The 18,025-nt window shown below is 71.8% G+C and carries 14 protein-coding genes and 1 pseudogene; 8 read left to right on the top strand and 7 right to left on the bottom strand.

Translation table 11 applies throughout. The annotated features are described in order from the left end of the window. Window positions 1–99: 99 nt before the first annotated feature. From C7H73_RS12955 to mnmH, 7 genes and pseudogenes are all read right to left on the bottom strand, one after another. Complete coding sequence (locus tag C7H73_RS12955) at window positions 100–1,371, bottom strand: NAD(P)/FAD-dependent oxidoreductase (RefSeq protein ID WP_106847025.1); 1,272 nt, start codon at window positions 1,369–1,371, stop codon at window positions 100–102. Continuing rightward, window positions 1,368–1,694: a c-type cytochrome gene (locus C7H73_RS12950; RefSeq protein ID WP_106847024.1), complete on the bottom strand. Its 327-nt coding sequence runs from the start codon at window positions 1,692–1,694 to the stop codon at window positions 1,368–1,370. The genes C7H73_RS12955 and C7H73_RS12950 overlap by 4 nt, the downstream gene beginning before the upstream one ends. A gap of 286 nt (window positions 1,695–1,980) precedes the next feature. Continuing rightward, window positions 1,981–4,047, bottom strand: coding sequence for a methionine--tRNA ligase (metG, locus tag C7H73_RS12945; RefSeq protein WP_106847023.1), 2,067 nt, complete (start codon window positions 4,045–4,047; stop codon window positions 1,981–1,983). A 38-nt stretch (window positions 4,048–4,085) separates the two neighbouring features. Then, window positions 4,086–5,251, bottom strand: a pseudogene (locus C7H73_RS12940) (patatin-like phospholipase family protein). Between the two features lie 93 nt (window positions 5,252–5,344). Next, window positions 5,345–5,932 (bottom strand): restriction endonuclease, encoded by a 588-nt coding sequence (locus C7H73_RS12935; protein WP_106847677.1) that lies wholly within the window; start codon window positions 5,930–5,932, stop codon window positions 5,345–5,347. A gap of 8 nt (window positions 5,933–5,940) precedes the next feature. Then, window positions 5,941–6,048: a DUF1010 domain-containing protein gene (locus C7H73_RS15905; RefSeq protein WP_405124765.1), complete on the bottom strand. Its 108-nt coding sequence runs from the start codon at window positions 6,046–6,048 to the stop codon at window positions 5,941–5,943. Window positions 6,049–6,057: 9 nt separating this feature from the next. Then, window positions 6,058–7,107, bottom strand: coding sequence for a tRNA 2-selenouridine(34) synthase MnmH (gene mnmH, locus C7H73_RS12930; protein ID WP_106847022.1), 1,050 nt, complete (start codon window positions 7,105–7,107; stop codon window positions 6,058–6,060). A gap of 107 nt (window positions 7,108–7,214) precedes the next feature. Here mnmH and selD point away from each other — a divergent pair, with 107 nt between their 5' ends. The 8 genes from selD to C7H73_RS12890 all read left to right on the top strand — a co-directional run bounded on the left by selD (window position 7,215) and on the right by C7H73_RS12890 (window position 18,004). Further along, window positions 7,215–8,279: a selenide, water dikinase SelD gene (gene selD, locus C7H73_RS12925; protein ID WP_106847021.1), complete on the top strand. Its 1,065-nt coding sequence runs from the start codon at window positions 7,215–7,217 to the stop codon at window positions 8,277–8,279. A gap of 168 nt (window positions 8,280–8,447) precedes the next feature. Continuing rightward, entirely contained in the window at window positions 8,448–9,539 is a 1,092-nt protein-coding gene (gene apbC, locus C7H73_RS12920) for an iron-sulfur cluster carrier protein ApbC (RefSeq protein ID WP_106847020.1), read from the top strand. Window positions 9,540–9,645: 106 nt separating this feature from the next. After that, window positions 9,646–11,925 carry an FdhF/YdeP family oxidoreductase gene (locus tag C7H73_RS12915; RefSeq protein WP_106847676.1) on the top strand — a complete coding sequence of 760 codons (2,280 nt, stop codon included), beginning with the start codon at window positions 9,646–9,648 and terminating at the stop codon, window positions 11,923–11,925. Further along, entirely contained in the window at window positions 11,922–12,218 is a 297-nt protein-coding gene (locus tag C7H73_RS12910) for a hypothetical protein (protein ID WP_227001346.1), read from the top strand. The genes C7H73_RS12915 and C7H73_RS12910 overlap by 4 nt, the downstream gene beginning before the upstream one ends. Continuing rightward, window positions 12,200–14,665 carry a DNA internalization-related competence protein ComEC/Rec2 gene (locus C7H73_RS12905; RefSeq protein WP_106847019.1) on the top strand — a complete coding sequence of 822 codons (2,466 nt, stop codon included), beginning with the start codon at window positions 12,200–12,202 and terminating at the stop codon, window positions 14,663–14,665. The genes C7H73_RS12910 and C7H73_RS12905 overlap by 19 nt, the downstream gene beginning before the upstream one ends. A gap of 77 nt (window positions 14,666–14,742) precedes the next feature. Beyond that, window positions 14,743–15,453, top strand: a complete 711-nt coding sequence (locus C7H73_RS12900) for a TetR/AcrR family transcriptional regulator (RefSeq protein WP_106847018.1) — start codon at window positions 14,743–14,745, stop codon at window positions 15,451–15,453. After that, on the top strand, window positions 15,450–16,385 hold the full coding sequence (locus C7H73_RS12895; RefSeq protein ID WP_106847017.1) for an SDR family oxidoreductase: 936 nt from the start codon (window positions 15,450–15,452) through the stop codon (window positions 16,383–16,385). Before C7H73_RS12900 ends, C7H73_RS12895 begins: the two co-directional genes overlap by 4 nt. After that, window positions 16,382–18,004, top strand: coding sequence for an acyl-CoA carboxylase subunit beta (locus C7H73_RS12890; RefSeq protein WP_106847016.1), 1,623 nt, complete (start codon window positions 16,382–16,384; stop codon window positions 18,002–18,004). Before C7H73_RS12895 ends, C7H73_RS12890 begins: the two co-directional genes overlap by 4 nt. Window positions 18,005–18,025: the final 21 nt, after the last annotated feature.

Genomic DNA, 18,025 nt, shown 5'->3' with positions numbered 1-18,025 from the left:
GCGCAAGGGCCGCCCCGCAGCACCGGCGGTGTCCCTCTTTCCAGCGCGCAGCGCGTCAGAGAAGAGGGAAGGCGCGCAGCGCCACAGGGGGATGTTCACTTATCCACCCCAGATGTCGGTGGTGATGGCGGCATACCAGGCATCGCCGTAGCGTGCTTCCGCCGCGCGGTAGTCGGCGCTGGCGTCCAGCGGGCTCACGCCGCCCGAGCCCGCCGGCTCGACCAGCTTGCCGCCCTCGGCGCGGTACACGCCCGCCACCGAGATGCCGTAGCCCGGCCCGATCAGGCTGTAGCAGGTGTTGGCGTAGCTGGCCGTGGGCGCGGGCAGGCCCAGCAGATCGGCGGCGATGGCGGCGGCGGCCACCTTGCCATGGGTGTTGGCGGCGAAGCCTGATTTGGGCATGGGCGCGGCGATGGTCGCGTCGCCCAGGGCGTAGATGCCGGCCACCTGGCGCGACTCGAAGCTCTCGGCCTTCACGGGCACCCAGCCGCTGGCGTCCGTCACGCCCGCGCGCGCGGCGATGAAGCCGGCCTTTTGCGGCGGGATGACGTTCAGCACGGCGGCCTTGTGGCGCGTGCCGAAGGCGGTCTCCACCTCCAGCCGGGCGGCGTCCACGCGCATCACCTGGCCATCGTCCTTCTGGCCCACCCACTCGATCATGTCGCCGTACAGCGCCTTCCAGCCCTGCTGGAACAGCGCCTGCTTGGAAAAATGGTCCTTGGCGTCCAGCAGCAGCAGCTTGCTGCGCGGCTTGTGCTGCCGGAAATAGTGCGCCACCATCGCCGCCCGCTCATACGGCCCGGGCGGGCAGCGAAAGGGGTTGTCCGGGATGGCCATCACGAAGGTGCCGCCGTCTTCCATCGCCTGCAGCTGGCGGCGCAGCAGCAGCGTGTGCGCGCCGGCCTTCCAGGCGTGCGGGGCCTGCTGCGCGGCGGCTTCGCCATAGCCCTCCAGGGCGTCCCAGCGCATGTCCACGCCGGGCGAGAGCACCAGGCGGTCCCAGCGCATCAGCTGGCCGGTGGACAGGCGCAGCGTGCGCGCGCTGGCATCCACGTCCTCGGCCCGGGCGTGCACCACCTCCACGCCGGCGGCGCGCAGGCCGGCGTAGCCGTGGCCGATGCTGTCCCAGCTGCGCAGGCCTGCCAGCACCAGGTTGGAGAACGGGCAGGTGTAGAAGCGCTCGGCCGGCTCCACGAGCGTCACGCGCACGCCGGGGGCGTGGCGGCGCAGGTAGCGCGCCGCCGTGGCGCCGCCGAAGCCCCCGCCCACGACGACCACGTGGGCGGCTGCGGCGCGGGCCTGCACCAGGGGGGGCAGGGCCAGGGCGGCGGCCAGCACGGCGCGGCGGGTCGGGTGGTGCAGACCGCTCATCGCTGGCCCCCCGTGCGCGCAAACCACTGGGCCAGGGCCTCGACCTGCGCGTCGTCGTAGCCCTTCATCAGCCGCGTCATCACGGTGGCATCCGGCGCCTGGCCGTGCTGAAAGGCCTGCAGGCGCTGGCGCAGTTCAACGGCGCTGCGGCCCTGCAGGCTGGGGATCGTGCCCGTGGAGCGGCCGTCGGTCCCGTGGCAGTTGAAGCAGGTGCCGGCCAGCACGGCGGCGTCCAGCGCGCCCGGCTGCGCGCTGGCACAAGGCGACGCCAGCAGCAGCGCCAGCCAGAGGGCGCGGTGCAGGGGCAGGGAGAGAGGGGGCATGCAGACTCCTGGGATGCGAGGGGCCCGGCGCTGGCAGCGCAGGGGCCCGGCACCGGTGCAGTCAACGCAGGCAGGCAGGGTGCCTGGGCGTTGTGTTGAGCCCGCGGGGGCTCGCTGCTGCACCGGCAGGTGCATCCCTCTCGACCGGCACGCGGCACAAGCGGAGTTGTTGAGTGGCGGCGATTCTACAAGAGCCTGCTGGCGCAGCCGGCGCCGGCAGAATTAGTGGTCAAAAGTGGCCCCAGCCCTTGTGCATCAAGCGCCGGCAGCTCACTTTTTTGAATGTTCAGCGGATGCGCATGCCGGGCTGCGCGCCGGCAAAGGGCTCCAGCACGTAGATGCCCGGCTGCGCCTTTTCGTCCGCGTGGCTGGCGGCCAGCACCATGCCTTCGGACACGCCGAACTTCATCTTGCGCGGCGCCAGGTTGGCCACCAGCACGGTGAGCTTGCCCGTCAGCTGCTCGGGCTGGTACATGCTGGCGATGCCGGAGAACACGTTGCGCAGGCGGCCCTCGCCCGCGTCCAGCGTCAGCTGCAGCAGCTTGGTCGAGCCTTCCACGGCCTTGCACTCGACGATCTTTGCGATGCGCAGGTCCACCTTGGCGAAGTCGTCAATGGTGATGGTGGGGGCAATCTCCTCGCCGCCGGGCGTCACTTTTTCGACCACCGGCTCGGGCAGGGCGAACAGGGCGTCCAGCTGCTCTACCACCACGCGCTGCAGCAGGTGCTGGTACTGGCCGATGGCGTGGCCGGCGCCCAGCAGGCGCTGCGCGTCGGCAAAGGCCAGCGGCGGCACGTTCAAAAAGCCTTCCACCTGCGCGGCCACGGCCGGCAGCATGGGTTTGAGGTAGATGGTCAGCAGGCGGAAGGCCTCGATGCAAGTGGTGCACACGTCGTGCAGGCGCGCGTCCATGCCGTCCTGCTTGGCCAGCTCCCAGGGTTTGTTGGCGTCCACGTAGGCGTTCACGCGGTCGCACAGCAGCATGACCTCGCGCGCCGCGCGGGCGGTGTCGCGCGCCTCGTAGGCCTGGGCTATTCCCGCCGTCTGGGCACGCAAGGCGGCCAGCAGTTCCTGGCCGTCGCTGCTCGACTGGCCCAGCTGGCCGGCAAAGCGCTTGGCGATGAAGCCGGCGGCGCGCGAGGCGATGTTCACGTACTTGCCGATCAGGTCGGCGTTCACCCGGGCCATGAAGTCCTCGGGGTTGAAGTCGATGTCCTCGTTCTTGCCGTTGAGCTTGGCGCCCAGGTAGTAGCGCAGCCACTCGGGGTTCATGCCCAGGCTCAGGTACTTGAGCGGGTCCAGCCCGGTGCCGCGGCTCTTGCTCATCTTCTCGCCGTTGTTCACGGTCATGAAGCCGTGGACGCAGATTTTCGTGGGCGTCTTCCTGCCGCTGAACTTGAGCATGGCGGGCCAGAACAGCGTGTGGAAGGTGATGATGTCCTTGCCAATGAAGTGCACCTGCTCAAGCGCCGGGTCGGCCATGTAGGCGTCATAGCTCTCGCCGCGCTTTTCCAGCAGGTTCTTGAGCGATGCCAGGTAGCCCACGGGCGCGTCCAGCCAGACGTAGAAATACTTGCCCGGCGCATCGGGGATTTCGATGCCGAAGTAGGGCGCGTCGCGCGAGATGTCCCAGTCGTCCAGTCCTTCGCTGGTGCTGCCATCGGGGTTGGTGCGGGTGCCGAACCACTCGCGGACCTTGGCGGCCACCTCGGGCTGCACGTGCTGGCCGTTTTGCGTCCACTCCTGCAGGAACGCCACGCAGCGCGGATCGGACAGCTTGAAGAAGAAGTGCTCGGAGGTTTTCAGCTGCGGCTGGGCGCCGGACAGCGCGGAGTAAGGGTTGATCAGCTCGGTGGGCGCGTACACGGCGCCGCAGACCTCGCAGTTGTCGCCGTACTGGTCCTTGGCGTGGCAGCGCGGGCACTCGCCCTTGATGAAGCGGTCGGGCAGGAACATGTTCTTCTCCGGGTCGAAGAACTGCTCGATGGTGCGCGTCTCGATCAGGCCGGCGGCCTTCAAGTCCAGGTAGATCTGCTGCGCGAGTGCGTGGTTTTCGGGTGCGTCCGTGCTGTGCCAGTTGTCGAAGGCGATGTGAAAGCCGTCCAGGTACTGCTTGCGCCCCGCGGCGATGCCCGCCACGAACTGCTGCGGCGTGACGCCGGCCTTCTCGGCGGCGATCATGATGGGCGCGCCGTGCGCGTCGTCGGCGCCGACGAAGTTCACCTCGGCGCCCTGCATGCGCTGGTAGCGCACCCAGGTGTCGGCCTGGATGTATTCCATGATGTGGCCGATGTGGAAGTTGCCGTTGGCATACGGCAGGGCGGTGGTGACGAAGATCTTGCGGGCGGTCATGGGCTTGGAGGCGGGCTTTCGCGGAACAACCCGCCATTTTAGGAAGAAGGGGGCGGAGCATCGCCTTGCTGCGGATCGCGCCAGCCGAAGAAGGCGCAGATCTGCGCCCGCTGCGCCAGCGCATCGGCCCGGCCCAGGGCCATCAGCTCGTGCGTGTAGGCGCGCTCGAACAGCAGGTAGCTGGCCAGCACGGCGTTGCGCGGGTCGGGGCTGCTGGCGGACACGCCCAGGGCGCCCAGCAGCGCGCGCACCGGCACCGGCAGGCGTGCCACGTGGCGCACGGCCAGCGCGTCCAGGCGCTGCGAGGGCGAGATCAGCAGCAGCTGCACCGGCCGCAGGCTGCTGGCACGCCGCGCCTCGGGCGGGATCAGCGCCAGCGTGGTGTTGATGCGCTGCAGCCGCTCCAGGTCCACCGGCAACGCGTCCAGGAAGATGCCCGACAGCGCGTGGCCGGCCACCTGCGCCAGCGGCGGGTAGCCGGCGGTCATGGGGCCTGGGCGTCGTCCTCCTGCGCCTCCTGCATGCGCCCGGCGCCTATCACCAGGATGCGCTCGGCGCCCAGGTGGATGGCCGGGGCGATGGGCGCGGTCTGGCGCATGGAGCCGTCGCCGAAGTAGCGCGTGTGCCCGCCCATGCGGATGGCCGCGGCCGGAAACACGAAGGGGATGGCCGAGGAGGCCTGCAGGTGCTGGTGCGTGATGCGGCTGTGCACGGCGCGGCGCTGCCAGCGCACCCAGGGCTGCAGCTGCCGGGCCGCGTCGAAGAAGGTGATGTGCTCGCCCGAGGTGTAGCTGGAGGCGGTCACCGCCAGGCCCTGCAGGTGGCCCTGCTCCATCAGCATCGGCAGGCGGGCCAGGGGCACCATGTCGTGCAGCAGGTGGGCCAGCGGCGTGTTGTCCAGCAGCGAGCGCGGCCGCGTGTAGCGCCAGCGCGCCAGCGCCCAGCCCAGCGACAGCAGCGTGAGCCAGTGCGCGCCGCTGCGCAGCATGCTGATGGCGTCGGTGCGATAGACCTGCTGCGCCTCAAAGCCGCCCCACACCCGCGCCATGTTGCGCACCGCGTGGTCGAAGTCGTCTGCGCCGCTGGCCAGGGCCGCGGCGTTGATGGCCCCGGCCGAGGTGCCGGCCAGGATGGGAAACGGGTTGGGCTGGCGGTGCGCGTGGCAGGCCCGGCGCAGGTCGGCAATGGCCTCCAGCACGCCCACCTAGTAGGCCGCGCGGGCGCCGCCGCCGGTCAGCACCAGGCCGGTGCGGGAGGCGCTGGCGGGCGATGCGGCGGCAGCGGGCATGTGGCTGCCTTACCGGCCGGGCTGGCCCTTGAGCAGCAGCGCGTCCAGCGCCGCGCCCTCCAGCAGGGCCAGGCCGTGGGCGGCGGCGAACTGGCGCGCCGCGTCGCTCACGCTGCCCTGCAGCACCACATAGGTGCCGGCCTGGGCGCCCTGGCCCTGCACCAGCGCGTGCAGGGCGCGCAGCGGCTCCACGCCGTGGCTGGCTGCCTTGTAGCGGCGCGCCGCCACCAGCACCGACTGGCCCGAGCCGTCGCCGCGCACCAGGCGCAGGTCGGCCGCCTGCGCGCCCTGGGGCAGTGGCTGCACGCCGTGGCCCTCGGCCGTCCAGGCGCGGGTCAGCAGCGCCTGGAAGCCGCGCCAGGGCATGGCGGCAGCGGCGGCGCGCGCGGCCTCCACCCGGGCCGCGCTGGGCGCGCGCCACTGGCGCCAGGCGGCAATGCAGCCGATGACCGCGATCGGCAGGGCGCCCGCGGCAGCAAAGGGCACCAGGTGCGAGGGCAGCAGCGCCGCGCACGCCAGCACGATGGCGCCGACCACGGCAAAGCTCACCCACCAGGGCGAGCGCAGCAGGACGGCGAAGCCCGAGTTCGGGGCCATTTTGAATTTCACGGCGGGGCGGTCTTTCTGAAAGGGAAGAGGAGCGGCACAGGTGCTTTGCTATTGAAAATATAGCTACTCGCGCTTGACGGGCAAGCGCTGGAGGCATATTTCATTGGAATTCGTCAATCCAGCGCGCGTAGGGCCTGCGCCAGCGTGTCGATGCCCGCAGGCGACAGGTCGGGTGCGGCCACGCGCTGGCGCTCGTCCCAGCGCACAAAGTTGCGCGCCTGCGAGCGGCCGTAGTGCGGGTCGTAGTGCAGGTGCATCAGCTCGCCGAACAGCGCGGGCAGCTCACCCGCCTGCGCCCACTGCTGCCAGCGCTGCACCGTCTGGCGGCCGTGCAGCTCGGTCAGCTGCGCCAGGCGCTCGGCCAGGGCCTGGCGGTCATCGCCCAGGTAGCGGTAGTCGCGCAGCAAAAAGGCCAGGCGCTCTTCGGGCGGCGCCTCGATCTCGATGCAGCGCCCGTTGCGCAGGCCCTGCACCAGCGGCACGGGCACGGAGAGGCGACCGATGCGCGCGCTTTCGCCCTCCACATACACGGGCTGGGCCAGGTCCAGGTGCTCCAGCGTATCGGCCAGCTGCGTCTCGAAGTGCTTTTGCGAGGGCTGGGGCACACCGGGCAGCGCGCCCAGCAGCGAGCCCTTGTGCCGCGCGAGGCCCTCCAGGTCGATGGTCTGCGCGCCCTGGGCCTGCAGGGCGTGCAGCACGCGCGTCTTGGCGCTGCCGGTGGCACCCACCAGCACGCGCAGCTGCAGCTGCGGCACCAGCGCCTGGATCTGCTGCATGACGTGGCGGCGAAAAGACTTGTAGCCGCCGGCCAGCTGCTGCGCGTCCCAGCCCACCAGGCGCAGCCACTGCACCATGGAGCCGCTGCGCAGCCCGCCGCGCCAGCAATACACCAGCGGGCGCCAGCCCGGCGGCTTGTCGGCCAGCGGCCCCGCCAGGTGGCGCGCCAGGTTGGCGGCCACCAGGCCGCCGCCCACGCGCCGCGCCTCAAAAGCGCTTTGCTGCACGTAGATGGTGCCCACCAGGGCGCGCTCTTCGTCGGAAAGCACGGGGCAGTTGATGGCGCCGGGGATGTGATCCTCGGCGAACTCGGCGGGCGAGCGCGCGTCGATGATGGCGTCGAAGCCGTGGCGGTCTTCGGCTCGGATGGGGCGGTGGTGGGACACGGGCGGGGCAGCGGTACAGTGGTGCGATCAGCGTTTTGCGTTGAGCGATGCACGCAAAACGCTCAACGCCCACCGCTCAACCTGCCATTGTCCGCCACCCACCCGCCATGAACGCTCCTGACCCCACCCCCATCGCGCCGCGCCTAACCTCCCTGTCGCACGGCGGCGGCTGCGGCTGCAAGATCGCCCCGGGCGTGCTGTCGCAGATCCTGGCGCAAAGCGGCGCGGCCGGCGTGCTGCCGCCCGAGTTGCTGGTGGGTCTGGAGACGGCCGACGACGCGGCCGTCTATCGCCTGAACGACGACCAGGCCCTGGTGGCCACGACCGACTTCTTCATGCCCATCGTGGACGACCCGTACGAGTTTGGCCGCATCGCCGCCACCAACGCGTTGAGCGACGTGTACGCCATGGGCGGCAAGCCCATCATGGCGCTGGCGCTGGTGGCCATGCCGGTCAGCCAGCTGCCGCTGGAGGTGATCGGCGCCATCCTGCGCGGTGGCCAGGACGTATGCCGCGCCGCCGGCATCCCCGTGGCGGGCGGGCACACCATCGACTCGGTCGAGCCCATCTACGGCCTGGTCGCCATGGGCCTGGTGCACCCCGAGCGCGTGCGCAAGAACGCCGGCGCGCGGCCGGGCGACGTGCTCGTCCTGGGCAAGCCGCTGGGCGTGGGCGTGTACTCGGCGGCACTGAAAAAAGAGCAGCTGAGCGACGCCCACTACCGCCAGATGATCGACAGCACCACCCGCCTGAACACCCCCGGCCCGCTGTTGGCCGGGCTGGACGGCGTGCACGCCATCACCGACGTGACCGGCTTCGGCCTGGCCGGCCATGCGCTGGAGATGGCGCGCGGCGCGGGCGCGACGGTGCGCATCGACTGGACGCGCGTGCCGCTGCTGCCCGGCGTGGCAGACCTGGCGGCGCAGGGCTTCGTGACCGGCGCCAGCGCGCGCAACTGGGCCGGCTATGGCGAGGACGTCGCGCTGGCCGCCGGCCTGCCCACCACGGCCCAGGCCCTGCTGACCGACCCGCAGACCTCTGGCGGGCTGCTGGTGGCCTGCGCACCGGCGGAGGTGGATGCCGTACTGGCCGTGTTCGCACGCGAAGGGTTTGCGCACGCGGCAGTGGTGGGCGGCGTGCAGGCCGGCCCGGCGCGGCTTGACGTGCGCTAAAGGCCCCTGCGGGCCGGGGCGCCAGCGCCCGGCGGCTGCGCCGGCCGGGGTGGCCGCAGCGCCGCCCGGCGACCGCTGCGCGATAGACCCGGCGGCAAAAGTGCCAAGTCCGCTTGGCTAGACTCCCTGCACTTCCTGGACACACAGCGATCAACGGATCACACAGACATGGCACTCACAGAGCAAGACCTGCTTGCGGCACTCGCCGGCGTTCAAGACCCGCAGACCGGCACCGACTTCGTCAGCACGCGCGCCGTGCGCAACGTGCAGCTGCAAGGCGGCGACGTGGCCTTCGACGTGGAACTGGGCTACCCGGCCAAGAGCCTGATCCCCGGGCTGCGCAGCCAGCTCATCGCCGCCGCGCGCACCGTGCCCGGCGTGCAGAACGTCTCGGTCAACCTCACCAGCAAGATCGTCGCCCACGCCGTGCAGCGCGGCGTGCAGCTGCTGCCGGGCGTGAAGAACATCATCGCCGTGTCCTCGGGCAAGGGCGGCGTGGGCAAGAGCACCACGGCCGTGAACCTGGCCCTGGCCCTGGCGGCCGAAGGCGCCCAGGTCGGCCTGCTGGACGCCGACATCTACGGCCCCAGCATGCCGACCATGACGCGCACCTCGGGCAAGCCCGACAGCCTGGACGGCAAGTTCATGGAGCCCAAGCGCTCCATGGGCCTGCAGATCAACTCCATCGGCTTCCTGGTCGATGACGAGCAGGCCATGATCTGGCGCGGCCCCATGGCCAGCCAGGCGCTGGAGCAGCTCGTCATGCAAACGCGCTGGGACAACCTGGACTACCTGGTGGTGGACATGCCGCCCGGCACCGGCGACATCCAGCTGACCATGGCGCAGAAGGTGCCGCTGACCGGCGCGGTGATCGTCACCACGCCGCAGGACATCGCCCTGATCGACGCCAAAAAGGGCATCACCATGTTCCAGAAAGTGAGCGTGCCCATCCTGGGCCTGGTGGAGAACATGGCCGTGCACCTGTGCAGCAACTGCGGCCATGCCGAGCACATCTTTGGCGCCGAAGGCGGCAAGAAGATGGCCGAGGCGCAGGGCCTGCAGTACCTGGGCGCGCTGCCCCTGAAGATGTCGATCCGCGAGCAGGCCGACAGCGGCCTGCCCACGGTGGCCGCCGAGCCGGACAGCGACGTCTCGGCCCTCTACAAGGACATCGCCCGCCAGGTGGCCGTGAAGATCGCCCAGCAGGGCAAGGACTTTTCCGCCAAGTTCCCGACCATCACCATCAGCAAGAAGAGCTAAGGGGCGCCTGCCTCGGCGCGTCGGTGGCACAGGGGCAGGCGGCGCGTTCGCCCGGCAGGCGGGCGGCTGGATTGACACGGCGCGCCAAGGCCGCAAGATGCCGGGCATGACCACCGAACAAAAGATCACCCGCTACGACGGCCCCGCGGGCGGCTGGCGGGCGCTGGCCAGCGTGAAGGACACGCTGCTGGCCCAGGGCATCCCCGTCAAAGGGGCCAAGACCCTGCTGTCGGCCAACCAGCCGGACGGCTTCGATTGCCCCGGCTGCGCCTGGCCCGACCGCAACCACCATTCCACCTTCGAGTTCTGCGAGAACGGCGCCAAGGCCGTCGCGGCGGAAGCCACGGCGCGGCGCGCCACGCCGGAGTTTTTTGCCCGGCACACCGTGGCCGAGCTGGCGGTGCAGAGCGACTTCTGGCTGGAGGGCCAGGGCCGGCTGACGCACCCGATGCGCTACGACGCTGCCAGCGACCGCTACCTGGCCATTGCCTGGGACGAGGCCTTTGCCCTCATCGCCCGGCACCTGAACGCGCTGGCCGACCCGAACGAGGCCATCTTCTACACCTCCGGGCGCACCAGCAACGAGGCGGCCTTCCTCTACCAGCTGTTCGTGCGCCAGTTCGGCACCAACAACTTCCCCGACTGCTCCAACATGTGCCACGAGGCCAGCGGCGCCGCCATGCGCGCCCAGGTGGGCACGGGCAAGGGGACGGTGACTTTGCAGGACTTCGAGCGCGCCGACGCCATCTTCATCTTCGGCCAGAACCCCGGCACCAACCACCCGCGCATGCTGGGCGAGCTGCGCGCGGCGCACCAGCGCGGGGCGCGCATCGTGAGCTTCAACCCGCTGCGTGAGCGCGGGCTGGAGCGCTTTGCCGACCCGCAGGACAAGCTGCAGATGGCCACGCTGGGTTCTTCGCCCATCAGCACGCACTACCTGCAGCTGCGCGTGGGCGGCGACCTGGCGGCCGTCACCGGCATCGCCAAGCACGTGCTGGAGATGCACACGCAGCGCGGCGGCGTGCTCCACGAGGACTTCATCGCCCAGCACACCGCGGGCTTCGATGCCCTGGCCGCGCAGATCGCGCGCACCCCCTGGGCGCAGCTTGAGGAGGCCTCGGGCCTGGGCGAGGCGCAGCTGCGCGCCGTGGGCGACGTGTACATCGGCGCCGAGCGCGTGATTGCCTGCTGGGGCATGGGCATCACCCAGCACCGGCACGCGGTGGCCACCATCGGCGCCATCGTCAACCTGCTGCTGCTGCGCGGCAACATCGGCCGCGAGGGCGCCGGCCCCTGCCCGGTGCGCGGGCACAGCAACGTGCAGGGCGACCGCACCATGGGCATCTGGGAGGCGCCGCCGCCGGCGCTGCTGGACCGGCTGCAGCAGGTCTATGGCTTTGCGCCGCCGCGCGCGCACGGGGTGGACACGGTGGGGGCCATCCGCCAGATGGTGGACGGGCGCTGCAAGGTGTTCTTCGCCCTGGGCGGCAACTTTGCTGCCGCCACGCCCGACACCGCCGCCACCTGGGCCGGCCTGCGCCAGTGCGGCCTGACGGTGCACGTGGCCACCAAGCTCAACCGCAGCCACGTGGTGCACGGGCGCGAGGCGCTGATCCTGCCCTGCCTGGGCCGCACCGAGATCGACATGCAGCCCGGCGGCCCGCAGGGCGTGACGGTGGAAGACTCGATGAGCATGGTGCACCTGTCCATGGGCATCAACCCGCCGGCCTCGCCCGAGCTGCTGTCCGAGCCCGCCATCGTCGCCCGCCTGGCCGCCGCCACGCTGGGTGAGCGCTCCAGCGTGCCCTGGTCCTGGCTGGTGCAGGACTACGCCCGCATCCGCGATGAGATCGAAAAGGTCTTTCCCGATTTCGCCGACTTCAACGCCCGCGTGGCCGTGCCCGGCGGCTTTCGGCTGCGCAACGCCGCCAGCCAGCGGCAGTGGGCCACGGCCAGCGGCAGGGCGCAGTTCTCCGTGCACGCGGTGCCGGCACCCGGCCCGCAGCGGCACGAGGGGCGGGTGCTGTTCACGCTGCTGTCCACCCGTTCGCACGACCAGTACAACACCACCATCTACGGCCTGAACGACCGCTACCGCGGCGTGCAGGGCCAGCGCCAGGTGGTCTTCATCCACCCCGAAGACATCGCCGCGCTGGGTCTGGCCGGCGGCGACCGGGTCGACATCCACACCGTCTGGGACGACGGCGTGCAGCGCAGCGTGCACGGCTTCGTGCTGGTGCCCTACGACATCCCGCGCGGCAACCTGGCGGCCTACTACCCCGAGACCAACCCGCTGGTGCCGCTGGATTCGGTGGCCGAGGGTGTGGGCACGCCCACCTCCAAGTCCATTCCCGTGGTGCTGACGCCGCACACGCCACGGCCATGAGTCACGACGAGGCCGCGCTGCCAGCCTTGGCACTGGCGATCCTGCGGGAGCTGGCGCAGCCCGGCCTGCAGGACGGGCTGGCGCTGCCAGCCCTGTCCAAGCGGCTGGGCCTGGGCGCCAGCGCCGTGTTGCGCCAGCTCAGCGCCCTGGGCGACGCGCCCCTGGGCGGTGGCCAGCGTGGCCCAGGCTGGGTGCACGTGTGGCAAGACCAGGGCCGCTGGCGGGTGGCGCTGACCGCTGAAGGCCGGGCCTGGTGCGCACAGGCGCTGCCACCATGCCCGCCCACCGCGTAGCGCGCACCTTCTGGCTGGGCACGCCGGCGCTGCTGGGCGTGGTGCTGGGCACGGCGCTGCAGCTGCAGCTGCAGCAAAGCGCGCTGCTGCCGACCACCGTTTATGGCGCGGCCCTGACCTTCGGCGCCGCGGCGAATCTTATGGCCTGGCTGCGGGACGGCCGGCTTGCGGCAGCCCTGGCCGGCCTGGGCGCTGCGGTGCTGGCCTGGGGCCTGTGCGGCCTGCGCGCCGCGGCCTTCCTGGCCGGCGCTCTGGCGCCGCAGCTGCAGGGGCAGGACCTGCGCGTGACCGGCGTCATCGCCGCCATGCCCCAGGTGCGGGCCGACGGCGTGCGCCTGCGCCTGGCGGTGGAGTCGGCGCGGCAGGACGGTGAGGCCGTGCGCCTGCCGGAACTCGTCGACCTGACCTGGTACGCCCAGGGCTGGCGCGGCCAGGAGGTGGAGCAGCCGCCGCCCGCCCTGCGCGCCGGCGAGCGCTGGCAGCTGACCGTGCGCCTGAAGGCCCCTCACGGCGCACGCAACCCGCACGGTTTCGACTACGAACTGTGGCTGTGGGAGCAGGGCGTGCAGGCCGGCGGCTATGTGCGCACCGGCGCGCCGGGCGAGCCGCCCCGCCTGCTGGCCGCCACCTGGCGCCACCCTGTGGAGCAGCTGCGCCAGCGCGTGCGCGACGCCATCCTGCAGCGCCTGGCCCCGGCGGACGCCGACCCGGCGCGCCGGCGCGCGGCCGGCGTGGTGGCGGCGCTGGTCACGGGCGACCAGCGCGCCATCGACCGCGCCGACTGGGACGTGTTCCGCATCACCGGCGTGGCCCACCTGATGAGCATCTCCGGCCTGCACATCACCCTGTTCGCCTGGCTGGCCGCGGCCGTGCTGCGCCGCGCCTGGTCCCGCAGCGCCCGCCTGTGCCTGGCCGTGCCCGCGCCCAGCGCGGCGCTGGTGGGCGGCGTGCTGCTGGCCGGGGCCTATGCGCTGTTCAGCGGCTGGGGCGTGCCGGCGCAGCGCACGGTGCTGATGCTGGCCACCGTGGGCCTGCTGCGCCTGTCCGGCCGCGCCTGGCCCTGGCCCCAGGTCTGGCTGCTGGCCTGCGCGGCCGTGCTGCTGGCCGACCCGTGGGCGCTGCTGCAGGCGGGCTTTTGGCTGAGCTTCGTTGCCGTGGGGATGCTGTTTGCTACTGATATGAGAGCTGCCAGCGATGATGGGGCGGGCGCTGGAGGCCGATTTGGCTTGAAAGCTGCACAGCTGCTGCGCGAGCAGTGGGTGGTCACCGTGGCGCTGGCGCCGCTGACGCTGCTGCTGTTCGGCCAGGTTTCTCTCGTCGGCCTGGTGGCCAACCTGGTGGCCATCCCCTGGACCACGCTGGTGCTCACCCCGCTGGCCCTGGCCGGCGTGCTGTGGCCGCCCCTGTGGCAGGCGGCGGCGTGGAGCGCCGAGCTGCTGGGCGCCTGGCTGCAGTGGCTGGCCGGCTGGCCCTGGGCGCAGCTGACCCTGGCCCTCGCGCCGCTGCCGCTGGGCATGGCGGCCGTGGCCGGTGGCCTGCTGCTGGTGCTGCGCCTGCCCTGGGGCCTGCGGGTGCTGGGCTTGCCGCTGCTGCTGCCGGCGCTGGCCTGGCAGGTGGCGCGGCCGGCTGCCGGGCAGTTCGACCTGTTGGCCGCCGACGTGGGCCAGGGCCAGGCGGTGCTGGTGCGCACCGCGCACCACAGCCTGCTGTACGACGCCGGCCCGCGCCTGTCAGCCACGGCCGACGCGGGCGAGCGCGTGCTGGCGCCGCTGCTGCGCGCTTTGGGCGAGCGCATCGACCTGCTGGTGCTCAGCCACGGCGACAGCGACCACACCGGCGGCGCCGCCGCCGTGCTGGCGCAGCAGCCGGGCGCACGCGTGCTGGGCTCCATCGACGGCGGCCTGGCGCCCGGCACCCAGGTGCCGGTGCAGACCTGCGCCGCGGGCATGCGCTGGCAGTGGGACGGGGTGGAGTTCGCCGTGTTGCACCCGCCGCCCGGCCCGGCGCCGGAAGGCCGCGCCGCGCGGCCTAACGCCCGCAGCTGCGTGCTGCGGGTGGCGGCCGCTGCGGGGCAGGGCGCCCGCGCGGCGCTGCTGGCGGGCGACATCGAGCGAGCGCAGGAACAGGCCCTGGTGGAGGCCGGCGCAGAGCTGTCCGCCGACGTGCTGCTGGTGCCGCACCACGGCAGCAAGACCTCGTCCAGCGAGGCTTTCATCGACGCCGTCGCCCCACGCCTGGCGCTGGTGCAGGCGGGCTGGCGCAACTCGTTTGGCCACCCTGCGCCCGAGGTGGTGCAGCGCTATCGCGCACGCGGCATCGCCCTGGCTGCCACGCCCGGCTGCGGCGCGGCAGCGTGGCAGTCGGCCGACGGGCGGTTGCGCTGCGAGCGCGCCGCCACGCAGCGCTACTGGCAGCACCCGCCCCAGGAGGTGGACGCGCCGCCCTGACCGGCGGCAAGCCTGGTCTGGGTATTTTTACAAAGCAATCGCTTGCTAAAAATAAATGGCTTTGCTAAGGTCTGACCATGCCATCAGCAAAGCCTTCCAGCAGCGCCGCGCCCCCGGCTGGCGCCAATCCGCAGCCCGCTGCCGATCCGCCGCAGCGCCGCCCGCGCGGCCGCCCGCGCAAGACGGCCGAGGACCAGGACGACGGCAACCGCCGCCGCAAGCTCATGGACAAGGCGGCGCGGCTGTTCTTGTCCAAGGGCTACGCGGCCACCAGCACGCGCGACATCGCCGCCGCGGTGGGCATGCACAGCGGCTCGCCCTACTACCACTTCAAGAGCAAGAGCGCGCTGCTGCATGCCGTCATGGCCGAGGGCATGGCCGAGGCGCTGCAAAGCCAGCAGCTCACGCTGCAGGCCCTGGGCGACGGCGCCAGCCCGCGCGAGCAGCTGCGCGTGCTGGTGCGCCACCACTTCGAAATCCTGCTCGGCCCGCGCAGCGGCTTCATCCCGGTGATGCTGTACGAATGGCGCTCGCTCACCGCCGCCCAGCGCAAGGACGTGGCCCGCATCAAGGACGCCTATGAGGCCGACTGGATGCCCGCGCTGCAGGGCCTGGCCCGCCAGGGCCTGCTGCAGGCCGAGCCGGCCGTGGCGCGCCTGTTCATCTTCGGCGCGCTGAACTGGTCGGTGAGCTGGTATTCGCCCAAGAAGGGCCTGAGCCTGGACGCGCTGGCCGAGCAGGCCATGGCGCTGTTCACCAGGGCGCCGGCAGAAGGAGCCCATCCATGACTGCCGCACTTCCCCAAGCACCGGCCGCTTACGGCTCGGTTTTCGCGCCCGGTCTGTTTGCCGGGCAGGTCGTCGTCGTTACCGGCGGCGGCTCGGGCATCGGCCGCTGTACGGCGCACGAGCTGGCCCACCTGGGTGCCAAAGTGGTGCTGGTCGGGCGCAAGGCGGACAAGCTGGCCGCCGTGCAGCAGGAGATCGCCGCCGACGGCGGCTTGGCCACCTGGCAGGCCTGCGACATCCGCAGCGAAGACGGCGTGGCCGCCCTGGTGCGCGAGGTGCTGGCCACGCACGGGCGCATCGACGGCCTGGTCAACAACGCCGGCGGGCAGTTCATGTCGCCGCTGGAGGCCATCTCCGCCAAGGGATGGGAGGCGGTTGTCAACACCAATCTGACGGGTGGCTTTTTGCTGGCGCGCGAGTGCTTCACGCAGTGGATGGGCGCGCACGGCGGCGCGATCGTCAACGTGGTGGCGGACATGTGGGGCTCCATGCCCGGCATGGGCCACAGCGGCGCGGCGCGCGCCGGCATGGTCAGCTTCACCGAGACGGCGGCCGTGGAGTGGGCGCGTGCCGGCGTGCGCGTGAACGCCGTGGCGCCGGGCTACATCGCCTCCAGCGGCATGGACAACTACCCGCCCCAGGCGGCCGAGCTGCTGCGCGCCATGCCGCGTACCGTGCCGCTGGGTCGCATGGGGACTGAAGCCGAAATCTCCGCGGCCATCGCCTTCCTGCTCAGCCCGGCGGCCGCCTTCATCAGCGGCGCCACGCTGCGCGTGGACGGCGCCCGCCCGCAGGCGCGCCTGGGCTGGGGCATGCAGCAGCCGGATGAGACGGTGCGCCAGCGCGCCGCGGTCCGGCCGTTCGAAGGCTTTCACCGGGCGCAGACGCCGCGGGTGTTCGCTGCGGCCCCGGCGGGGCGGGAGGACGCATGAGCAGTCCCACCGCCTTCACCTCGCGCCACAACGCCGGCGCCCCCGACGCGCTGCGCCGCCGCGAGGCGCTGCTGGCGCGCCTGCAAGGCCTGCGCGACCTGCAGGAGCGGGCGGCCGCCGCCTCGGCACGCTCGCTGCCCCAGTTCGAAAAGCGTGGCCAGCTGCTGCCGCGCCAGCGCGTGGCGCTGCTGCTGGACGCCGGCGCGCCCTGGCTGCCGCTGATGGACCTGGCCGGCTACCTGCACGACACGAAAGACGCGGCTCGGTCCGTGCCCGGCGGCGGCGTGATCGCCGGCATCGGCTTCGTGTCAGGCGTGCGCTGCATGGTGGTGGCCAGCGACTCAGGTATAGAGGCCGGTGCCATCCAGCCCATGGGCCTGGAAAAAATCCTGCGCCTGCAAGACATCGCCCTGGAAAACCGCCTGCCCTTCGTCCACCTGGTGGAGAGCGCCGGCGCCAACCTGATGCGCTACCGCGTGGAAGGCTTCGTGCGCGGTGGCGCGCTGTTTCGCAACCTGGCGCGCCTGTCCGCCGCCGGCATCCCGGTGATCACCGTGCAGCACGGCTCGGGCACGGCCGGCGGGGCCTACATGCCGGGGCTGTCGGACGTGGTGGTCATGGTGCAGGGCCGCTCGCGCGCCTTTTTGGCCGGCCCGCCCCTGCTCAAGGCCGCCACCGGCGAGATCGCCACCGAGGAGGAGCTGGGCGGCGCCGAGATGCACACGGCCGTCTCCGGCCTGGGCGAGTACCTGGCCGGCGACGACCGCGAGGCCATCGGCATGGCGCGCGCCGTTCTTGCGCAGATGGACTGGGCGCGGCAGGCGCCGCCGCGCACGGCTTTTGAGCCGCTGCTGCCCCAGGATGATTTGCTGGGCCTGATGCCCGACGACCTGCGCCAGCCGGTGGATATGCGCGAGGTCATCGCGCACCTGACGGACCGCTCCGAGCTGCTGGAGTTCAAGGCCCGCTACGGCGCCGCCACCGTCTGCGCGCAAGGGCGCATCGCGGGCCACGCCGTGGGCTTCATCAGCAACAACGGCCCCATCGACGTGGCCGGGGCCAGCAAGGCCACGCACTTCATCCAGTGGATGTGCCAGCTGGGCCAGCCCATCGTCTATCTGCAGAACACCACCGGCTACATGGTGGGCAAGGACAGCGAGCAGGGCGGAATGATCAAGCACGGCAGCAAGATGATCCAGGCCGTCACCAACGCCACCGTGCCGCAGCTGACCATCCAGTGCGGCGCCAGCTTTGGCGCCGGCAACTACGGCATGTGCGGGCGCGGCTACGCACCGCGCTTCCTGTTCAGCTGGCCCGGTGCCAAGACGGCCGTCATGGGCGGCGAGCAGGCCGCGCGCACCATGCAGATCGTCACCGAAGGGGCTCTCGCGCGCAAAGGCCTCACGCCCGATCCGGCCGAGATGCAGGCCCAGTACGAGCGCATCGTGGCCATGTTCGAGCAGCAGGCCGACGTGGCCCACACCAGCGGCCTGCTGCTGGACGACGGCGTGATCGACCCGCGCGACACCCGCGCCGTGCTGGCCTTCTGCCTGGACACCATCGCCGAAGGCGCCGCCCGCGCCGTGCGCCCCATGCAGTTCGGCGTGGCGCGCATGTAGCGCCCGGGCCGCCCCAGACAC

The organism is Pulveribacter suum (assembly GCF_003013695.1).
Taxonomy (GTDB): Bacteria; Pseudomonadota; Gammaproteobacteria; order Burkholderiales; family Burkholderiaceae_C; genus Melaminivora; species Melaminivora suum.
This window is presented reverse-complemented; position numbering and strand designations above follow the sequence as displayed.